Annotated in this window: 18 protein-coding genes and 1 pseudogene; 15 read left to right on the top strand and 4 right to left on the bottom strand. The window is 62.3% G+C overall.

What is annotated here, in order from left to right; translation table 11 throughout:
- Positions 1-79 precede the first annotated feature (79 nt).
- Positions 80-850, bottom strand: a pseudogene (locus tag P3H15_RS45820) (IS256 family transposase); the annotation flags it as partial.
- Positions 851-1,037: 187 nt separating this feature from the next.
- On the opposite strand from P3H15_RS45820, the gene istA reads away from it, so the two are divergent.
- The 11 genes from istA (at position 1,038) to P3H15_RS45765 (ending at position 13,435) form a co-directional block, all read left to right on the top strand.
- Positions 1,038-2,609 carry an IS21 family transposase gene (gene istA / locus P3H15_RS45815; protein WP_346348859.1) on the top strand — a complete coding sequence of 524 codons (1,572 nt, stop codon included), beginning with the start codon at positions 1,038-1,040 and terminating at the stop codon, positions 2,607-2,609.
- Complete coding sequence (gene istB, locus P3H15_RS45810; protein ID WP_276143381.1) at positions 2,606-3,373, top strand: IS21-like element helper ATPase IstB; 768 nt, start codon at positions 2,606-2,608, stop codon at positions 3,371-3,373. Before istA ends, istB begins: the two co-directional genes overlap by 4 nt.
- A 501-nt stretch (positions 3,374-3,874) precedes the next feature.
- Positions 3,875-5,791 carry an NAD(P)/FAD-dependent oxidoreductase gene (locus tag P3H15_RS45805; RefSeq protein ID WP_276143380.1) on the top strand — a complete coding sequence of 639 codons (1,917 nt, stop codon included), beginning with the start codon at positions 3,875-3,877 and terminating at the stop codon, positions 5,789-5,791.
- On the top strand, positions 5,785-6,561 hold the full coding sequence (locus P3H15_RS45800; RefSeq protein WP_276143379.1) for an enoyl-CoA hydratase/isomerase family protein: 777 nt from the start codon (positions 5,785-5,787) through the stop codon (positions 6,559-6,561). Before P3H15_RS45805 ends, P3H15_RS45800 begins: the two co-directional genes overlap by 7 nt.
- A complete protein-coding gene (locus tag P3H15_RS45795; RefSeq protein ID WP_276143378.1) occupies positions 6,558-8,099 on the top strand; it encodes an AMP-binding protein in 1,542 nt (513 codons plus the stop codon). Before P3H15_RS45800 ends, P3H15_RS45795 begins: the two co-directional genes overlap by 4 nt.
- Positions 8,100-8,966: 867 nt before the next feature.
- Positions 8,967-9,347, top strand: a complete 381-nt coding sequence (locus tag P3H15_RS45790; protein ID WP_276143377.1) for a QsdR family transcriptional regulator — start codon at positions 8,967-8,969, stop codon at positions 9,345-9,347.
- A gap of 138 nt (positions 9,348-9,485) precedes the next feature.
- Entirely contained in the window at positions 9,486-10,196 is a 711-nt protein-coding gene (locus tag P3H15_RS45785; protein ID WP_346348858.1) for a TetR/AcrR family transcriptional regulator, read from the top strand.
- 622 nt (positions 10,197-10,818) lie between these two features.
- On the top strand, positions 10,819-11,301 hold the full coding sequence (locus P3H15_RS45780; RefSeq protein WP_276143375.1) for a MaoC/PaaZ C-terminal domain-containing protein: 483 nt from the start codon (positions 10,819-10,821) through the stop codon (positions 11,299-11,301).
- A gap of 190 nt (positions 11,302-11,491) precedes the next feature.
- A complete protein-coding gene (locus P3H15_RS45775) occupies positions 11,492-12,460 on the top strand; it encodes a thiolase family protein (protein ID WP_276143374.1) in 969 nt (322 codons plus the stop codon).
- The gene (locus P3H15_RS45770; RefSeq protein WP_276143373.1) at positions 12,457-12,894 is read left to right on the top strand and encodes a Zn-ribbon domain-containing OB-fold protein; all 438 of its coding nucleotides are present in this window, start codon (positions 12,457-12,459) and stop codon (positions 12,892-12,894) included. Before P3H15_RS45775 ends, P3H15_RS45770 begins: the two co-directional genes overlap by 4 nt.
- 127 nt (positions 12,895-13,021) lie before the next feature.
- Positions 13,022-13,435, top strand: a complete 414-nt coding sequence (locus P3H15_RS45765) for a VOC family protein (protein ID WP_276143372.1) — start codon at positions 13,022-13,024, stop codon at positions 13,433-13,435.
- A 250-nt stretch (positions 13,436-13,685) separates the two neighbouring features.
- Here the strand turns inward: P3H15_RS45765 and P3H15_RS45760 are convergent, their stop codons facing one another.
- Positions 13,686-14,027, bottom strand: coding sequence for a transposase (locus P3H15_RS45760; RefSeq protein ID WP_276143371.1), 342 nt, complete (start codon positions 14,025-14,027; stop codon positions 13,686-13,688).
- Positions 14,028-14,095: 68 nt separating this feature from the next.
- On the opposite strand from P3H15_RS45760, the gene P3H15_RS45755 reads away from it, so the two are divergent.
- Positions 14,096-14,446 (top strand): hypothetical protein, encoded by a 351-nt coding sequence (locus P3H15_RS45755; protein WP_276143370.1) that lies wholly within the window; start codon positions 14,096-14,098, stop codon positions 14,444-14,446.
- 268 nt (positions 14,447-14,714) lie between these two features.
- On the opposite strand, the gene P3H15_RS45750 is transcribed toward P3H15_RS45755, so the two are convergent.
- A complete protein-coding gene (locus tag P3H15_RS45750) occupies positions 14,715-16,061 on the bottom strand; it encodes an FAD-dependent oxidoreductase (protein ID WP_276143369.1) in 1,347 nt (448 codons plus the stop codon).
- A 15-nt stretch (positions 16,062-16,076) separates the two neighbouring features.
- The gene (locus P3H15_RS45745) at positions 16,077-16,232 is read right to left on the bottom strand and encodes a hypothetical protein (RefSeq protein WP_276143368.1); all 156 of its coding nucleotides are present in this window, start codon (positions 16,230-16,232) and stop codon (positions 16,077-16,079) included.
- 442 nt (positions 16,233-16,674) lie between these two features.
- On the opposite strand from P3H15_RS45745, the gene P3H15_RS45740 reads away from it, so the two are divergent.
- From P3H15_RS45740 to P3H15_RS45730, 3 genes are all read left to right on the top strand, one after another.
- Entirely contained in the window at positions 16,675-17,082 is a 408-nt protein-coding gene (locus P3H15_RS45740; protein ID WP_276143367.1) for a nuclear transport factor 2 family protein, read from the top strand.
- A gap of 63 nt (positions 17,083-17,145) precedes the next feature.
- Entirely contained in the window at positions 17,146-17,886 is a 741-nt protein-coding gene (locus P3H15_RS45735) for a class II aldolase/adducin family protein (RefSeq protein ID WP_276143366.1), read from the top strand.
- Between the two features lie 266 nt (positions 17,887-18,152).
- A complete protein-coding gene (locus P3H15_RS45730; RefSeq protein WP_276143365.1) occupies positions 18,153-19,577 on the top strand; it encodes an MFS transporter in 1,425 nt (474 codons plus the stop codon).
- Positions 19,578-19,617: the final 40 nt, after the last annotated feature.

The following is a 19,617-nucleotide window of genomic DNA, read 5'->3' as shown; positions in this document are numbered from 1 at the left end:
GTCGACCTCGCTCACGATCGCCCTACCGCACCGACCAGACCCCGATCACAAAACAACACTTTATTATCTTACAGTCACAGTGGGTTCGGCATCGCTGCCAGGCGGCCCCGGGCAAGGTGGCGCCGATCGCCGAGACGAGGCCGGCGTGGGCGTCGGAGGTCACCAACCGCACCCCGGACAGGCCGCGGGCGACCAGGGAGCGGAAGAACGCCAGCCAGCCGGCCCCGTCCTCGGACGAGGTCACGTCCAGGCCCAGGATCTCGCGGTAGCCCTCGGCGTTGACACCGACCGCGACCAACGCGTGCACGTTGACCACCCGCCCGTTCTCGCGCACCTTGAGCACGAGCGCGTCGGCCGCGACGAACGTGTACGGCCCGGCATCGAGCGGCCGGCTGCGGAACGCCTCGACCTGGGCGTCGAGGTCCTTCGCCATGACGCTGACCTGTGATTTCGACAGCGAGGTGATGCCGAGGGAGTCGACGAGTTTCTCCATCCGCCGGGTCGAGACCCCGAGCAGGTAGCAGGTCGCCACGACCGAGGTCAACGCCTTCTCGGCGCGTTTGCGGCGCTCGAGCAACCAATCCGGGAAGTACGAACCGGACCGCAGCTTGGGGATGGCGACGTCGAGGGTGCCGGCGCGGGTGTCGAAGTCGCGGTGCCGGTATCCGTTACGTGAGTTGGTGCGGGCATCGGAGCGTTCGCCGAAGCCGGCCCCACACAGGCTGTCGGCCTCGGCGCCCATCAGCGCATCGATGAACGTGGACAGCAGGTTGCGCAGCAGATCGGGACTGGCGCCGGAGAGCCGGTCGGTCAGGAATTGGTGCAGGTCGATATCGTGGGCAGTGGTCATCGCGTGGTCCTGTCTCGAATGACTGTGGTAGGTCTCTCGAAGAGTCACGCGATGGCCGCCTTCTTGGGGCTACGACACGCCGGTCAGGTTCGGATCCGGTTCATACACCACTCTGCTGGACGCAACCCCTCCGGGGTTTTGCTCGAGGTCTTCGACCACCTACGAGCGACTCCCACCGGAGGGACGCATGAAGAAGTCTGACAGGGACATCATGGAAATTCTCGAGGCCTACGACACCACCGGCACCGCGCACTCAGCGGCGCAGCTGGCCGGGGTCGATCCGAAAACCGTCCGACGCTACGTCGCCGTCCGTGACGCCGGGATGCCGGTGACCGGCCCGTCGCGGCGGCCCCGCATCATCGACGAGCATCTACCCCAGATCGAGCAATGGGTCGAGCGCAGCAAAGGCAAGGTTCGTGCCGACATCGTCCACGAACGCCTCGTCGCTCTCGGCTTCGACGGCACCGAACGCACCACCCGACGCGCCGTCGCGGAGGCGAAAGCCGCATGGCGGGCCGGGCACCGCCGCACCTACCGACCGTGGATCACCGAACCCGGACTGTGGATGCAATTCGACTGGGGTGCGGGCCCGAAAGTGCCCGGGCCCGGTGGGATTCTGCGCTCGACCCTGTTGTTCTGCGCCTGGCTGGCATGGTCACGCTACCGGGTGGTGATCCCGGTGTGGGATCAAACATTGCCGACGTTGATCGCGTGTCTCGATGCCACGGTGCGCCGCTTCGGTGGGGTGCCGACCTATGCGTTGACCGACAATCCGCGCACGGTCAGCATCGACCACGTCGCCGGGATCGCGGTGCGGCATCCGCAGATCGTCGAAACCGGCCGCCACTACGGCATGGCCGTGCACACCTGTGTGCCCTTCGACCCGGAATCGAAGGGTGGCAGCGAGGCGACCGTCAAGATCGCCAAGGCCGATCTGGTGCCCACCGACGCGAACCTGCTGCCGGACTACGCCTCGTTCGCCGACCTCGAGGCCGCGTGCGAGCAGTTCTGCGCCACGGTCAATGCGCGTCGGCACCGCGAAAGCGCCCGCATCCCGAAGGAGGCCCTGGCAGAGGAACGCGCCCGGCTGCACACCCTGCCGACCGCCCCACACACCCTGGCACTGGGCACCACCCGCAGCGTCGGCACCGATCAGACGATCCGGTTCGGGTCGGTGCGGTATTCGACGCCACCGGGGTTGGTCGGCACCGAAGTGTGGGTGCGCGCTGCCGGCACGGACCTGGTCGTCGTCGCCGACCTCGATGCCTTGCCCCAGGCCCCGGAGTGGGCCGAAAACAGGAGAGGTTTGAGTGAGGTTGCGCGACATTTACTTTCGACGCCGGGGAACCCGCGGATCGACCCGGCGCATTACCCCGATCATCCGCAGGACCCGGGTGGGGCACCGAAGCCGCCGGTCCCGAAGGCCCGCTCCGCGGCCGAAGCCCGGTTCCTCGACCTCGGGCCCGGGGCGCACACCTGGTTGGTCGCCGCGTCGGCGGCCGGGACGGTCCGGATCCGGGCGAAGATGACCGCCGCGGTCGAGTTGGCCGCATTCGTCGGCGCCGCCACCGTCGACTCGGCATTGTCGAGAGCAGCCGAAGCGGGCCGATTCGCCGAGGGGGACCTGCCGGCGATCGTCGCGCACCACACCGACACCACAGCCGGCGCGGGTGTCGTCGCCGACGAGGAGCATTCGGTCCAACCCGGCACCGCCGCCTGGGCCGGATTCGGCAGCACCGGTGCGCAGGCACGCTCATGAACCCCGCACCGCCACTGCCCGACGACCTCCTCGCCGTCCTCAAACGGATGCGCCTGCCCTACCTGCGGGCTGCCGCACCGGAGGTGCTGGCGACGGCGAAAGCGCAGCGGTGGGATCCGACCGAGGTCCTCAAGGTCCTTCTCGACGAGGAGGTCCGCGGTCGGGACGAGGCAACGAAGGCGATGCGCCGCAAAACCGCCGGGCTTCCCGCTGGCAAGACGTTTTCCTCATGGCGGGAACAGGATTCATCGATCCCGGCTCCTACCCAGCAAGCCCTGGTCACGTTGGAGTGGGTGCAGCGCGCCGAGAACCTGGCGGTCAGCGGACCGTCGGGGACCGGCAAGACCCATTTCGTCGAGGCGCTCGCGCATGCAGTGATCGACGCGGGAATGCGGGTGTCGTGGTTCACCCTCGAATCGTTGACCGCGGCGATCGGGAGGGCCGCGGTGGACGGGTCGATCACCAAGACCATCACCAAGATCACCCGCGCCGAGTTGATCGTCGTCGACGACATCGGGATGCTGCCGTCCGGTCAGGCCGCCGCCGAGGCGTTCTACCGCCTCGTCGATGCCGCCTATGAGCGCCGCAGCGTCGTGGTGACCAGCAACCTGCACCCGTCTGGATTCGACACGATCATGCCGAAAACGCTCGCGACCGCCGCGGTCGACCGACTGCTCCACCATGCGCATGTCGTGATCACCGAAGGCACCTCGCTGCGATTGCAGGACGCCACCGCCGGACGCGGGGTGATGCCCCTGACCTGATGGTGCGGGAGATCAGCTGACCGCCGACAGGGAGATCAGCTGTCCGCCGACAGGGAGATCAGCTGTCCGCGCATAGGGACACCACCTGTCCGCCTACAGGGACGCCCCCATGTCCCTTGACAGTCGAATCGATTGTAGGAAAACAAAGTTCACCCAAATCCCTTTCGTCGACAGTCATGAAGCTACGTCGGCGAGTTGGCCCCGCGCACTACAGGGCGGGTTGGCGTGAACCGTAGTCGGCGATAGGAACGCCCCGCAGAAAGATCGCCAAAGGAGCGGCTTTACTCGACATCGTTGAATGGCGAGGTGTGCCTGGATCGGACGGTCGTGTCGATGTCGACGCGTGCTGTCGCGTCAGCTCGAAGCGGTCGAATGTCGAGCGGACGCGCCTCGACCGCGTGCGCCGTAACGATCAGCGCCGTTGCGCACCTGACTCTGAAACGAGAATCTCCCGCTTCCCGGCCTGTTGACGATATGAGACTAAATGCTAATGTGTCTTACATGGAGGAGTTGCGTGAGGCGCCCAACGGGCTATCGAAAGAGCAGATTCGAAGGCGTCTGGAGGCAGCTGATCATCGTGTGCTGCTGATGAGTCTGTTCCATATGACAGGCGACGAAAAGTGGCTTCAAGAGCCCTATAGCCCTGTCCGGGATGCTCGCCTGGTGCCCGACCCGTCTGCCGGATTGTCGACTGAAGTTCGCGAAGAGATCCGAGACGCGATAGCGAAGCATCTCGTCGATCCTGAAGTCGGGACCGCGATCGATGACCCCGGCGACCAACTGATGGCGCGAATGATGTCAGTATGCACCGGGCAGGCTGTACCTCCCGAGTACGCCGACATGTTCCGCGAAGACATGGGTTTCCAACCTGATCGGCTGAATTCTCAGCTGGACCTTGATGACCCGGTTAGCCACGACGTTCTCGTCGTGGGTGCCGGGGTGAGCGGGCTCGTCCTCGGCGCAGCACTCAAACGTGCGGGCGTGCCTTTCACTATTGTCGACCGCAACAACGAGGTGGGTGGAACCTGGCTGGAGAACCGCTATCCGGGCGTCGGCGTCGACACTCCCAGCCACGCGTACTGCTATCGGGATGCGAAACGCCCTCAGTGGAGCCGATATTTCTCCCTTGGAGAGGAAGTCCAGAGCTACCTCGTGGCATGTTCACAGGAGTTCGGGCTGCGCGACAGAATTGAGTTCTCCACCACCCTCATAAGTGCGCAGTGGAACGACACGGACCGCCGCTGGCACGTCATTCTCGAAGGCCCGAGGGGTAGGGAGGAGCGAACCACCTCCGTCCTGGTCAGTGCCATCGGAATCTTCAACGCTCCGAGCACGCCAAACATCCCGGGCCTGGACCAGTTTGCAGGGAGCATCGTGCACTCAGCGCGATGGCCACAGAATCTAGACCTCACTGGTCGACGAGTGGCGGTGATCGGCACAGGTGCGTCGGCGGTTCAGATTGTTCCCCAGCTCTCGCAAGCAGTATCAGCCTTGCACATCTTCCAACGCAGTCCGCAGTGGATCAGGCCGATCGAAGGATATCGAGATAGGCTGCCGCAGGGAACCCAATGGCTCTTCAAGAACGTGCCCCACTACGAAGACTGGTTCCGATTCTCGATGTTCTGGCGCTACGGTGACGGTCTGCTTCCATCCCTGCGAAAGGACCCCGAGTGGCCGCACGCAGAGCGATCCGTCAACGTCAGGAATGACCGGCACCGACAGGAACTGACCGACTACATCGAAAAGAAGCTCAGCACGCGTCCCAATCTGATCGAGGCGTGTACACCCGCGTACCCGCCATACGGCAAGCGCATTCTCTTGGACACCGGTTGGTACGACACTCTTCTGGAAGACCACGTGCATCTTCTCGACACACCCATCGAGCGGGTTGATGCCGGAGGAGTCGTCACCGTGGACGGCGAGCGGCACGAAGTTGACGACATCGTGCTGGCTACCGGCTTTGACGTGACCAAGTTGGCTGCTTCCCTAAACGTCACTGGACGTGACGGACGCTCGCTCTCGAAGGTCTGGGACGGCGACAACCCAACTGGCTACCTGGGCATCACAGTGCCGGGATTCCCCAACTTCTTCTGCATGCTGGGTCCCAACACAGGGCTTGGTCATGGCGGAAGTGCTGTCTTCCAGAGCGAATCGCAAGCACGATACATTCTCGACTGCCTCACGCAACTGTCCTGTCGGGGTGTGGCGGCTCTAGACGTCAAGCAGGACGCCCACGACGAGTATGTCCGACGAGTCGACGAAGAGCACTCCCAACTGATTTGGACCAACCCGGCGATGTCGACCTACTACCGCAATTCACGTGGACGGGTAGTTACCGTCATGCCCTGGAGGATCGTCGACTATTGGCGTATGACGCACGATGTTTCGATGAGCGACTACGAGGTGATCCCATGGTGACCACGGCACGCCAGGGTGGACACATCGCAAGCAGTCACGCCGATGGGACAGCAACCATCGTCATCGATCGTCCCGAGGCTCGAAACGCTTTCACCTCCGAGCTGTACACGCAGCTCAAGGCAGCGGTTCGTCGCGCCGGCGACGATCCAACGGTGGACGTCGCGGTGATCACCGGAGCCGGGGGCAGCTTCTCGTCTGGCGCCGATTTGCATGCAGCCTTCACCGGTCTCGCCGAGGAGGGACCGTCGTCGGGTTACGCCTGGTGGGATGAGCTACCCTGGCCCACTTTGCTCGATTGTCCGATCCCGGTGATCGCCGCGGTCGAAGGACCGTGCATCGGCGCAGGGCTGTTGATCGCCCTCGCAGCCGACACCGTCGTGGCTGCCGATACGGCACAGTTTGCGTTCGCAGAGGCGCGGGTCGGGATCGCCGATCGCTGGGCTCCTGCTCTAATGGACGGGCGCGTACCGAGGCACATCGCTCGCGAGTTGCTGTTGACCGGACGTACCGTTGGCGCTGACGAAGCGTGCCGAATCGGGTTGGTGCACGAGGTTGTCAGCCACGATGCACTCGGAGAAGTCGTCGCTGAGAAGATCATCGCCTTCAGGCGCACCAGCCCCCATGCCCGAGCACTCTACAAACGTTACCTGGCTGATCTCATGGACAGACCTACCGAGCCAGGAATCCGTGCTGCACTGGAGCATTCGGATGCCGCGGAGGGGATGCGTGCGGTCCTGGAACGACGAGTTCCCGCTTGGAGCCCGCGATGACCACTCCACTCACCCCGCTGGCGTTTCTTGAGCGATCGCGGCGAGTCTCGGGCACACGTACGGCTGTCGTAGACGGACCGCGAAGGTTCACCTACGCCGAGTTCGGCGAACGTTGTGACCGCGCAGCCGGTGGACTGCAGGGACTTGGCGTCGAACCTGGTGATCGCGTCGCCGTGCTGGCACCCAACTCCGTCATGGCCCTTGAAGCCCACTATGCGGTACCGCAGTGCGGGGGCGTCCTCGTCATGCTGAACACGCGGCTGTCCTCAAGCGAGCTCGGCGACCTTATCGATCACTCTGGCGCCCGAATTCTGCTCGTGGACAAAGAACTGAAAGAGCTCGGCGGTGCCGCTGTGGAACATGCCGGCGGTGCGGTGGACATAGTTTCCAGTGACGACTACGAGCAGCTCGTCGCCACCGCAGAACCATACTCGAGACTGCCAGGAAGCGAGCTGGATCTACTCGCCATCAACTACACCAGCGGCACGACAGGTCGCCCGAAGGGCGTCATGTACAACCATCGCGGTGCGTACCTACAGGCACTCGCAATGAATGTGCACCACCAGTTCTCACCGCGCACCCGTTACCTGTGGACGCTACCGATGTTCCACTGCAATGGCTGGTGCATGACGTGGGCCGTGACTGCATCCGGAGGAACCCACATATGTATACGCAAACCGCGACCGGACACGGTCTGGGAAGCACTCCGATCAGAGGGCGTGACCAATCTCAGCGCGGCGCCAACAGTGCTGACGGATCTCGTCGATGACGTCACGGGAAGGCTCGACGATCGGGTACAAGTGTCAACCGGTGGTGCCCCGCCGTGGCCGGATCTCCTGGAGCGTCTCGAGCGAGCGGGGTTCGATGTCACTCACCTATACGGCCTGACAGAGTCCTATGGTCCTGCTGTCATCGGAGAATGGGCTGACGAGTGGGACGCACTGCCGGCCGATCAGCGTGCCCGTCTCAAGGCGCGTCAAGGTGTCGCAAATGTCGGCGGCACTCCCGTGCGGGTGGTGACCGATGATGAATCTGACGCCCCGGCCGACGGGATCACTGTCGGCGAAGTCTGGTTGCGAGGCAACAACGTCACATATGGGTACTACCGCGACCCTGAGAGCACCGCAGGAGCATTTGTCGATGGGTGGTTTCGAACCGGCGACCTCGGCGTAATGCATTCCGATGGATTTCTCGAACTCCGTGATCGGTCGAAGGACGTCATCATCTCGGGAGGAGAGAACATCGCTTCGATCGAGGTTGAGCAGGTGCTGGCCTCCCATCCCGGGGTGGCCGAGTGTGCCGTGGTCGCAGCGCCCGACGATCGCTGGGGAGAGATCCCTGTCGCCTACGTGGAAGCGACTGCCGGAATGGATCCCACTGCGGAAGAGCTGATCGGCTATGTGCGCGGTCGCCTTGCTCACTTCAAGGCACCCAAAGTGGTCTACTTTGCCGAAATCCCGAGAACGAGTACAGGAAAAGCGCGCAAGCATGAGCTTCGGCAAAAGTTGAAGGAGCAGGGGGCTCTGACCAACCCCTGAAGCACCGTGTTCCGGCTGCAGGCCCTGCGGGGATCCACTCGAACGCGGGTGATTGGGTTCAGGGAGACTCGACGCCCCGATCGGCACGGTCGCCACACCGCCGGCGCTCATCGGCTTCCGGGCCCTCGATTGCGGGATTCACCACAGGTGGGCGCGAGAATCGCCGACGGACTGGTAGACCTCCCATCGTGCTCGCCCGGCCTCCAGTGAGGACGCAATGACCGCGGACTGGACGCATCTGACGCAACGAGGTGCTCGAGCGGATCTCCACACCAATTGCCAGCGAGATCGCAGAGTCGATCGGTCATTCTCGACGTGACCTGCAGGTCGTCGAGAACCAGCGATTCGCTGAAACGTGCGGGCGTCGGGCCTGATGCGGTGCCCCGTGTGCTCTCGAGAATTGGGCTATGTCCAGCGAAAGGACAAGAGTCACAGGTATGCCCAGAGTCGGCTGCAGATCGCGAACAGGTGAAGTCGGAGTGTAGAAGGCAGGAGTCGCTCCGCCGCCGGCGAGCCTGGCCGGGCGGAGATTCGACCGCAGCACAGACGATCCGATCCTGTGCAGTCTGCCGCGCGACGGCCAATTGGTTAAAGTTGGCGGCCAGCGCCTCTGTCACTGTCCACACGGTGGCCGCCACCGGCCTACGTCCACCAGCTGAGTTACTGGTGGACCCTCTACTATGCTCGCATGGTGCAGTCCGAGCGAGCGATAGCCCGTGTGGCATTGCTGGACGCCGCGAGGAGTCGTTGGCTCCGCGGCCAGCGGCTTGATCTCAATTCTCTTGCCGTGGAGCACGGGATCAGCCGCGCGACGGCATATCGTTGGTTCGGAAGTAACGACCGCTTGGCCGGAGAGGTATCGCGTCGATGGTTGCGCGCGTCTTTCAGGAAAATCGCGAAGCAACGATCGGAAATGGCGCCGCGCGAATAATGGCGATTCTGCGCGGACAATTGTCGATCACCCAGGAATCGACTGCGGTGAAGACGTATATCGAGCGTGATCCACGGACCGCACTCGAAGTACTGACCAAACATAAGTATCACGTTCAGCGGACCTTGATCCAGCTCATAGAAGGATTGATTGTCGAGGAAGTGGAGCGTGGGAATCTTGCACTCCGCATCGAACCGAGCACCCTGGCCTACGCCCTGACACGTCTGATGGAAGCGTTCGCGTATGCGGATGTAGTCGCAGGCCGAACCGCAAGTCTCGAAGAATCCACCAATGTGTTCGCCAGCCTGTTGACATAGGAGAATGATGCCTGATCCGATCAGTTGGGCACCTGCGCCCGCAGGCCGGGCACCGTTCGTTGTGCAGGCGGTCCGGAGTGCTCAGTTGGCGGGACGTGGCTCCGTCGCCGCGGGAGTACGCCGTCGGCGCAGACATACGTGGGAGGTTCTGTGAGGCGGGAGCCGCCACGGAAACGGATAGCGAGAGTCCAAACCGCAGACCGTGACGCTACGACTGGCAAGGGAAAGGCTGCGGGTTCTCAGCCGCGAAAAGTGCGGGCTTTGGCAACGGAGGCATCTCTCGTTCGCTCGGCGCGAGAGATTTTCGAACGCGACGGGTTCGTCAGCGCTCGTATTGTCGACATAGCTGAGAATGCGGGAGTGGCCTACGGCAGCTTCTACACCTATTTCGACTCGAAAGAGGAGATTTTCCGCGCTGTTGCTCTTGCTGTGGCAGAGGATATGTACAGCAACGCCTACCCTCACCAGGCCGATGACGGGCAGCAGACGACACTCAGTCGCATCGAGGACGCGAATCGTCGCTATCTACAGGCATATGCCCGAAACGCGAAGACGTGGGCAGTGATCCATCAGGTTGCGACGTTCGACGATTTCGCTCGCGAATTGTTGCGTGAGATTCGGCTCCGTTTTGTGGGCCGGGCTGCGCAAGCTCTGAGACGGCGGCAGGAAGAAGGTCTGGCGCCGAGCGACATCGATCCAGAACTCGCCGCCGATCTTCTCGGTGGGATGATCGAGAACTACGCCTACCTGCACCTTGCGTTGGACGATTCGGTCTCGCCGTCCGAGCTCGAGCGAGTTGTCGCAGAGGCAACGCGAATCTGGGCGCGAGCGATCGAGCTTCGGCCCTGAGTTTCTTCGCCCGCTGAGTTGCAGCCCCTCGCAGTGCAGGGCGTGCCGCCGGGGCGGACGAGGGCCGGCACGGCTCCGCGGACGCCGTCGACCTTGTTCACGGCAAGCGTGGGACCTCTGGAGATTCTTTATCTTGGTCCAGCTGATGGCCCCGCGCGACGGCGACAGTGTCTCCTGCTGAGTGCGCCCCCCTGTTGGGTTCGTTGGTCGAGATTCGCGGCGCCCGGGCCGAGACGCGAATGCGGATGTCGGGGCTCGATTTGGAGTCTGTGTCCCCTTGGGTATGCCAGTTCATTCTGAAGGCCGGAATCCGTGTGCCTGCCGGTAAGGCGCTGACCAGCCGCGCGCCGCTTCTCAATGATTTTGACGTCAAAGTCATTGACATTGGCATCATCGAACCGCGACAATGTTGTCGACGGAGACTCCCGAGTCCGACCCGGGAACTGGACAGAAGAGCGACAGCCCTCCAGTCGAGTTGGTAGCGGGAGTAGTCCCGTCGCCGCCACTCGCGATTCGTTCGAGCGCCGTCGAGATGAACCGACATGTAATCCGTTCCGCCCAATCCGATGCGGGGACAATCTCCATCCCTTCAAGCCCGGATTTGCGAAAGGCCCTTATCGAGATGCCATACATCGAAGAACTAGCGCCGGGCACGACTTTCGTCACGCCCGGACGGACCATCTATCTCCACGACATAACGAGCTTCGCGGAACTGACCGGAGACTGGCACGAAGTACACACGAACGAGTCCTGGGCAGCGTCATCGGTGCAGGGCAAGGTCGTCGCCCACGGGCTGCTTGTTCTCAGCTATGCAGCCGGACTGATGCAGCGCGGCGGCGTCTTTGACGACAAAGCCATTGCCTTTCTCGACCTGCAGTGGAAGATTCTCGAACCGGTGTTTCCAGGAGACACAATCTGGGTGACTGTTGAGGTCGCAGATTCGCGCCGGAGCACGAGCAAGCCGGATCGGGGCGTTGCGACCTTGGCGCTGTCCGTTCGCAATCAGCATGATGCCGTGGTCGCGACAGCGAACTGGACGAACATGTTCCAGTCGCGGGATAACGTCGCCGACGGCACAGTGCAGCTGGGTGGCGACAATGCGTAGCGGTGAGGCAATCCAGATCGCTGCCGTCGGAGTTGGCGAGACCGAGTACGTGCGGCGAGGAGCGGCCCCGCTGGCCGAACTTGTGGTCGAAGCGTGTTCGCGGGCCCTCACCGATGCCGGTCTGTCGCCTTCAGACGTCGACGGCATCGTCACCGAGGCAAACTCGATGCCCCAACAGGCCCCCGCGGACATGGTGCAGACCGCGCTGGGGATCAAGGAACGCCGCTTCACCGCTCACTCTGGAGTATGGGGGGCTGGCATCGTCGGTGCCGCCCAAATGGCTCGGCTCGCGATTCAATCAGGTCAGGCCGACGTTGTTCTCACCTACTTCGGTGTCGACTTCGGATCAAGCCCCGGCGGCCCGTACGCGTTGCACGCAGTCGACCCACTCAAAGCGTCACTCGAGATGCCGGTAGGATGGTACGGGCAACCGCTGTACTTTGCATCGATCGCTCAGCGCTACGCCTACGAGTACGGACTGCGACCAGAACAGCTGGGAGAGTTGGCGATCGCTGCCCGGAAACACGCAGCCTTGACACCGGGCGCACTACGTCCACAGGCTCTCGACCTCGAGGGCTACCTTGCCAGCCCGATGATCGCCGAGCCACTCCGTGCTGCGGACTGCTGCCTCGTGAACGACGGCGCCGCTGCCGTCGTCTACACGAGCCTTGAGCGCGCCCGAGACTTGGCAAAGGACCCGATCGTGGTGGCGGGGGTCGGAACCGCCTCGGCTCCGATCTCTCAGTCGTCGTACTTTACGCAGCACCGAAACTACCTCGGCACACCGGCGACACTATCGTCGCAGAAGGCCTTCGGGGAGGCCGGACTCAGCATCGACGAAGTCGACTTTGCCGAGATCTACGACTGCTTCACCATCACCGACATCATGCAGATCGAGGATCTCGGTTTCTGCGGCAAAGGCGAAGGCGCAGCCTTCGTCGAAGGTGGCCGTACTGGCCCAGGAGGTGCAATGCCGATCAATACTCACGGAGGCTCACTTGCTCACAGCTATCTATTGGGGGCAAACCACGTCGTCGAGGCGGTCCGACAGCTGCGCCATGAGCGCGGATCGGGACAAGTTGCGAAGGCTGAGGTCGGTCTGGTCGCCGGCCTGGGTGTTCCCGACCACACAACCCTACTCCTGACGGTGGACCGATGAACCAAATCGACTATTCCAGGCCGGACCTGTTGCGCTTCCCGCCCCCGGCATACAAGGCCAACGCAGAGAACTTCTGGATCGGACTCGGCGAGGGCGAGATTCGCTTGCCGTACTGCCAAGCCTGTGACCGATGGACGTGGTATCCCGCGCCGCGTTGCACGACGTGCGGCCGCGCGTCTCTCGAATGGCGTTCAGCGCCAACGATCGGGTCGATCTTCTCCTATACGCGGGTTCGCCGGAACTTCCTGCCGACGGACGATGTTGCCGTTCCGTACGTTGTGGCCTTGGTTGAACTGGATGGAGTGGCAGACGTCCGTCTTGTGATGACGGTGCCCGAATCCAAGGAAAAGGAACTGCGGGTTGCAGCCCCGGTGAAAGTTGTGATCGACCGGTCGGGAGACCACCCGGTCGTGTACGCCGAGTTGCTGACCTAGCCATCTGCGACCAGTTCCGGGAAACGCGCTACCGGCACCCTGCACGGAGACGTCGGAGGGGGACGGCTGCGTTCAACTGGTTGGGACCGCCGCACTGAGATCACAGCCACAGAAAGGTTTTCGAGACATGGGTCAGATCGACAGCATTGCACTTGCAGTCCAGGACGTGAACGTTGCCGCAGAGAACTTCGCCAGGATGTTCGATCTGGACTTCGGACCGACAAATACGGTGAGTGAGTATGGAGTGGTCACACGGTGGGCCGACTTCGGTGGCTGCTCACTCCAACTGCTCGCACCGCTCGGATCCGGTGGACCCATAGCCGACTTCCTGGACAAGCGCGGCGAAGGTCTCTTCGCGGTGACAACCCGTGTGGACGATCTTGACGAGAGCCGTTCGCGGATGATCGAGAATGGGTTCGCCTCGGCCGATGGTGAGGTCATCAAGGCTGGGTTTGCCGACGAAGTGTTGTTGCGTCCCTCGAAGAGTCATGGGGCGCTGTTCGTATTGAGACAGTGGAACTCAATCAGCGCGAAGGGGTAGATCCCTCACCGACCTCCAACTCTTGGTTTCACGCGTTCGCCGCAACACTCTCGATCTGAGAGGTTGCGGCGACCGTGTCTTTTCAGACATCCCAGGGCCTCGGATGTCAAGCAGCGGGCTTGTCGACGTGATGTGACCATGCGGTCGTCTCGTCGTAGTGGGTGCGGGCTCGAGGCACCCGTGCAGGAATGCTGACGAGCCGGTTGGCATGCTGGCGCAGCGCGGGGATGTGGTCGAGCCCACGGGCGTGTTATCGGTCGCAGTAGGCGCGCGCCCCGGGCGAGGCTTGCAGTGCCGATTGCGCCTGCCGCATGAGGGCGTCGACGAGCCGGTCGTTGTGCACGTATCTGGCCGCGACGAGCCTCCGTTTGCCCGAGGCGCGGGTGATCGGGCTGGTGCCGGCGTAGTTCTTGCGGTTCTTTGTGGTGACGTAGCGGGTGGGGTTGTCACCGAACTCGGCGAGCACCCGGGCACCGAGGACCGTGCGTAATCCGGGCTGAGACAGCACGATCTCAGCGTCCGGGTGACGGCGAAAATCGGCATCGACCTGCGCTTCGAGTGGGGTGATCTGCTCGTTGAGGGTGGCCAGCACGGCGACCGCGGCGCGAGTGGTGGCCGCATACGCGGCGATGACTACCCCTTGGCTGGCCGAGCTGTTCGGTGCGCAGCGCGGCCCGGATGCGGGTGGTCTTGGTGTCGATGTCGCGTCGACGGGCCCGGCGCAGGACGGCCGAGATCTGGGCGCGGCTCAACCGGGCCGCCGCGGTCGGGTCGGGGGGCCTTGCCGAGCAGTTCGAGGGTATCGGCGTCGAGGTCGTCGAATGCCTCCAGCGCGGCCGGGAAGTATTCACGCAACGCGTGTCGCAGCCGCTGGAGCCATACGGCGATGGCAGCAGAATCCCGTACCGCGCGAATGGGCGCAAACGGGTCGTAGATTCGTGTACCGTCGATCACCGGGTCGCGGACTCCGACGACGTAGTCGACTGCCACGGAGAAGGCGTCGAACCGTGAGTGGTCTACCCACAGGTCTTGTAGGTTTCGGCCGGCCAGCCACCAAGAAGGTCGGCGGAGTGGGATTCACTCGAGCCAATCCAGAACGGTTCTACCGACCGGTGAGGAATGGGGCGCGACTCGACCACTGGACCAGTGCTCTTCGATCAGGGCGCTCTGGGAGCGAGTGCCCTGATCGTGGTGCGGAGCTCAAATCTCACGAGTTGCCGTCGCCCCTGCGTGGTAGCGGGAAGAGGCTCAGCTGAAGTTCACAGTGCAACTGAGATTCTCAATTGTCCGCTGCGTTCCTCCCGGCGATCCGTCCCAAGGTGACTGCGGATCCAATGTGGACACCTCCGAGACCCATCGCTGCGTTCATGGTTCCCGCGCAGTCTCCGGCGGCATACAGCCCTGGAATGACAGATCCGTTCTCACCGATCACCTGAAGATCCACATTTACGCGTGCGCCGCCGTTCGTGTTGCCGATTCCGACAGTAATCGGCACGACCGCGAAGGGCGGCGTCTCGATACGTGCCCGATCGAACGGGAACGTAACGCGGCCGAAGTCAGGATCCCTGTCGGCGTCCGAAGTCATCAAGTTGTTCCACTTCTCGACGGTCTCGGTGACGGCTCCGGAATCACACCCGATCACTCGTTCAACCTGCTCCAAACTTGCAAGCTCCTTGGGTCGACCCGACAACTCGGAAATGTGCTGCCGGTTCCGTTCCGCCGCTGTCGCGTCGTAGAGGTAATACCCGATCTCGCCAGGCTGATTCCTCAGTGCGGCAACTCGTTCAAGGTAGGGCCCCGCCTCGTCGAAGAACCGTCGACCTTCGCCGCTAATGGCGATGCAGTCCTCCATGAAGCGTGAAGGTCCTTCGAGGTACTGGGGAATGAGGTCCATGTTGACGACGTCGGCGCCCACTTCCTGCATCATCAGGATTCCGCTGCCATCAGCAGTGTCGAGCCCGACGTATGGGGCGAAGGGGTCGTCCAGCGGACGGTACTTGCGGCGCATGTCGGGGTTGGCCGAGAACCCTCCTGCAGCCACGATCACGGCTTTTCGGGCGACTACTCGAATTTCGTTGTCGCCTGTGGAGACAACCACGCCGTCGACACGACCCTGTGAATCGACAGTTAATTTCTTCGCCGACCGGCGGAGGATTGCGGTGATCCCCAGGGATTCGAACTGACGCTCGAAGGCTGATCGAAACTGGGTCGGATCCTTCAGTGCAAGAAGTCTTGGTGTGGTGTGCTGGCGGGGGCGTGGGATGAGCCGCTGGAACTCGATCTCGATCTCGGCCAGAAACTTGTAGGAGTCCGCGGACTCGGACGCGTAGCGGTTGGCAAGATCGAGATCAAACTCGGGGTCGAACGACGGTACGAGCGACCTAACCTCTCGCTCCATGTCATCGACGAATTTTGACACGCTGTCATCCACGCCGAGCTCATCCTGAAATGGCGTTCCGGAAAGTGCGATGTAGCCGGTCGAGAATGCTCCGTTGCCGCCCAGTTCTCCGGTCGTTTCAACGACAATTACGCTCGCATTTTTCCGGGCCGCCTCGATTGCCGCGGATCCACCCGCCGGTCCAGCGCCAATGACCACTACGTCGGCAACAAAATTCTCGGATTGCATGGCATCTTCCTTTCTTCAAAATTGCAATGTGCAGGTTTGCCGTTTGGTGAGGGCTTCAGGCAAGCCGTTCGCAAAACGAATCATCGTTTCGACGCCGAGCGATGACGAACCGGACACTCCGGAAACTTTGGGCGCATCGCCGAGCTTGCTGGTACGGGCGACGTCGCGCACGGCGTCCAATATGTCTATGACCTGATTGTGCGATGGTGCGAGTATGTCTGCAGTTGCGCCTGTCCCGGCGGGCGCTGAGCGTGCCCTGGAACGACATGGGGGCCGCCACTGCTTATGAGACGGGGTCACGGTTCGTCACTTTAGCTGAGTCGAGACCGTCGGTCGAGAGTGGATTCCGGGGAGTCGAGAGCCGGCGGATAGGGTGAGAGCGATTGTGTGCCATGACCAGATGAATAATTGACCGAGGAAGGTAGGAGGCAGCGGGAGGCGATGGGGATGTTCCTCCGGCGGACTATGGTGCTGTCCGGCGGAGTTTGGTACCGTTTCGAATGGGACGATCACTCAAGTCGTCTCAATTAGCTGCCTCGAATGCAGGGGTCGCCGTACTTGACAACCAGGTGGTCGCGAGTCGACTGCGTTCGAGTGGTGGGAGGTGAAGTTCGTGGATCCGGAAGTTGCACGCCTGGTGGACATTCAGGCGATACGAGTTCTTTCTGCGTTGTACAACCGTGCCGTGGACGAGGGGGACGCAGACGCGTTTGCGTCCGTTTTCACGGAGGATGGGCGGTTTGAGACACTCGGGCCGAGCGGGCCGATCATCCGACAGGGTCGTGAGGCGCTGGAGGAGATGGCGACCCGTGCTCCACGCAATCAACTGCATACGACGACAGATGCGGTCGTGACGGTAGATGGTGATAAGGCACAGCAGGTGTGCTCACTCGCTTGCTTCAAGCGACCGGAGAGAGTCGGTGAGCTTCCTTCGATCGTGGTTGGTCACTATGAGGATGAGCTGATCCGAACCCCCGCGGGGTGGAAGTTCACCCTCCGACGTGCAACGGCCTGGTTCTAGCCGGAACTTCGACCTCTGCTAACACGATAGCTTCTGCCTCAAGTTATTATGAAAGGTTACAGAATGGATTCGAGCTTTCCCAAGGTTTTGCCTGTGGGTCGTGACCTCACTCCGCAGCAGAAGATTGCGCTTTCCGCCCGGATGATTTCTGATGCTGGTATGGCGTTGGACGTTGCCGGCCATATTACGGAGATGCGCGACGATGGAACGATGCTTTCCACGCCGTACGGTAAATGGTGGTTCGAGCTTCAGGCATCGGACATGTTGATTCTGGACTCCGACGGAAGTGTTCTCGAAGGAAACCTGGATGTCACCCCTGCGATTCACATTCACACCGAGATTCATCGTCGCCGTCCGGACGCTCGGGTCATCATCCACAACCATCCTCACTACTCGACTCTGCTCTCGTCTCTCCACATGATTCCGGAGATCATCGAGCAGCAGGCAGTGATTTTCGATGACGAGGTTGTGCTGTTCGATGAGTTCACCGGTGGAATCAACGACGTTGACAGTGGCCGCCATCTCGCAGATACGGTCGGTGACAAGGGTAACGTGGTGCTGCTTGCGAACCACGGCCTGTTGACTTTCGCCGAGACCCTGGAGGAAGCCACGTATCGGTTCTTCTCTTTCGAGCGTTCCTGCAAGTTCAACTACGAGGCAATGGCAAGTGGGCGTAAGCCGGTCACGGTTCCGGAGGCTCCGCGTAGGGAGATGAAGGAAATCATGAAGAAGTACAATCACTACTACTTCTGGAATGGCGCCGCCCGCCAGGTGCTCGCAAACGACGACTCGGTTCTGGGATGAGCAGACACTGTGTCACACACGAGTGACAATGATTGGAATGCAATCGAATTCGGGTGAATGAGAGCCGAGACTCCTGTGAGGTACTCGTGGACGAGTTCTCGACTCCTATCACCGTGTCGCTGAACGTCAATTTGTTGGGCGCCGAACGCCTTTGAGGCGCCTGCGACCCCGCCGATCCTATGGACCCGACTCGCGGTTCCCTATGAGATCGCCGAGCGAGAGATCCACGGACCCGCGGGCGAGTGGGATCATTAGGGGTTCGAGTAATGATCGCGATGACCCGCGTAACTATACCGGCCACCGCTGCGGATCAGGGTGATGGCCGGAAAGTAGTTTCGGCACTGTGCTTCTCGGTGATGACCCTGGCCATACTGCAGGCAGCAGTGGTTCCGGTAGTCCCCACGATGGCGCGCCAGCTCGCGATCGGCCCGACGGCGGTTGGATGGGTTGTCACCGCGAACTTGCTCGCAGCGGCGGTGGTAACCCCGGTTCTCAGCAGACTCGCAGATCAGCGTGGGGGACGACCGGTCTTGATCGGTATGCTGATCGCGGTGGTCATCGGGTCGGTACTGTGTGTGCTATCTACCTCCCTTCCCTTGCTGATCATCGGTCGAGTCATGCAGGGTGCAGGATTCGCGCTGTTTCCGATCGGGGTGGCGGTGGTGCGCGCGGTGCTCGATGAGCGCCGCGTCACCCGTGCCATCGGGCTGATGTCCGGAATCATGGCAGCTGGCGGGGGTCTGGGGATCGTTGCGGCCGGCGTGCTGGTCGCCGACGGCGGGGACTATCGCCGAGTGTTCTGGATGCTGTTGGTGCTCAGCCTGGTTGCCCTCATTGTCGTCTGGTTGGCGATCCCTGACACCAGGCGGCGTGATACGCACGGTAGGCGCTTCGACGCCGCGGGCACGGTACTGCTCGCTGTCGCGTTGTGTGCACTGCTACTGGCTATCGCGGAGGGAAGTCGGTGGGGGACCTGGGTGATTCTCGCTCTCGGGATCGGCAGTTGTGGCTGCTTTTGTTGGTGGTACAGGTACGAAAGGCGCTGTGCCGATCCGCTCATCCCGCCTCGAGCACTGATCGGCCGCGCAGTGACACCTGTGCACATCGCAGCAGTACTGGTCGGCGCCGCGATGTATGTCCAGTTTCTCGGGATCGCACAGTTTGTCCAGATCGATTCCGGCCTCGGTGGGTACGGGTTCGGGTACACCGTACTTGAAGCGAGCTTGATGTTCCTGCTGCCGGGATCGGTCGTGGGCGTTGTGACGGCGACGCTGAGTGGTCGTCTGATCTCCAGGTTCCGTGCCGATCTGGTTCTGGCCTCCATGTGTGGTGTCGGGCTGGTGGGGTTCACGCTTCTGGGTTTCACGCACGATCAGCCGTGGCAGATAGTGGTTGCGGCGGGTGTCATCAACGTCTTTGTGAGCGGGGCATACACCGCGCTGCCGTCGCTACTCATCGAGGCAGTGCCGGCCAGTGAGACTGCCGTCGTCAACGGTGTGAATGCGATTGCGCGCGTTGTCGGTAGTTCACTTGCCAGCGCGGCGGTCGCCTCGCTGCTCGCTGTATTGACTTTGAAGGGCTGCGATGTGCCCTCTGAGTCGGCATTTACCCTTTCGTTCGTGCTCGGAGGTGCAGCGGCTGCGGGGGCGGGGGTGTGCGGGTTGCTTGCGCACACAAGGACGGAGGGCTGAAGGCGTCACCTATTGACGGGATGCGGCTGGGTGGTCCGCC

The organism is Rhodococcus sp. T2V, assembly GCF_029269925.1.
In the GTDB taxonomy this organism is placed as follows: domain Bacteria; phylum Actinomycetota; class Actinomycetes; order Mycobacteriales; family Mycobacteriaceae; genus Rhodococcus_F; species Rhodococcus_F koreensis.
Note: the sequence above shows the minus strand (reverse complement) of the source record. Positions and strands in the feature narration are given on the sequence as shown.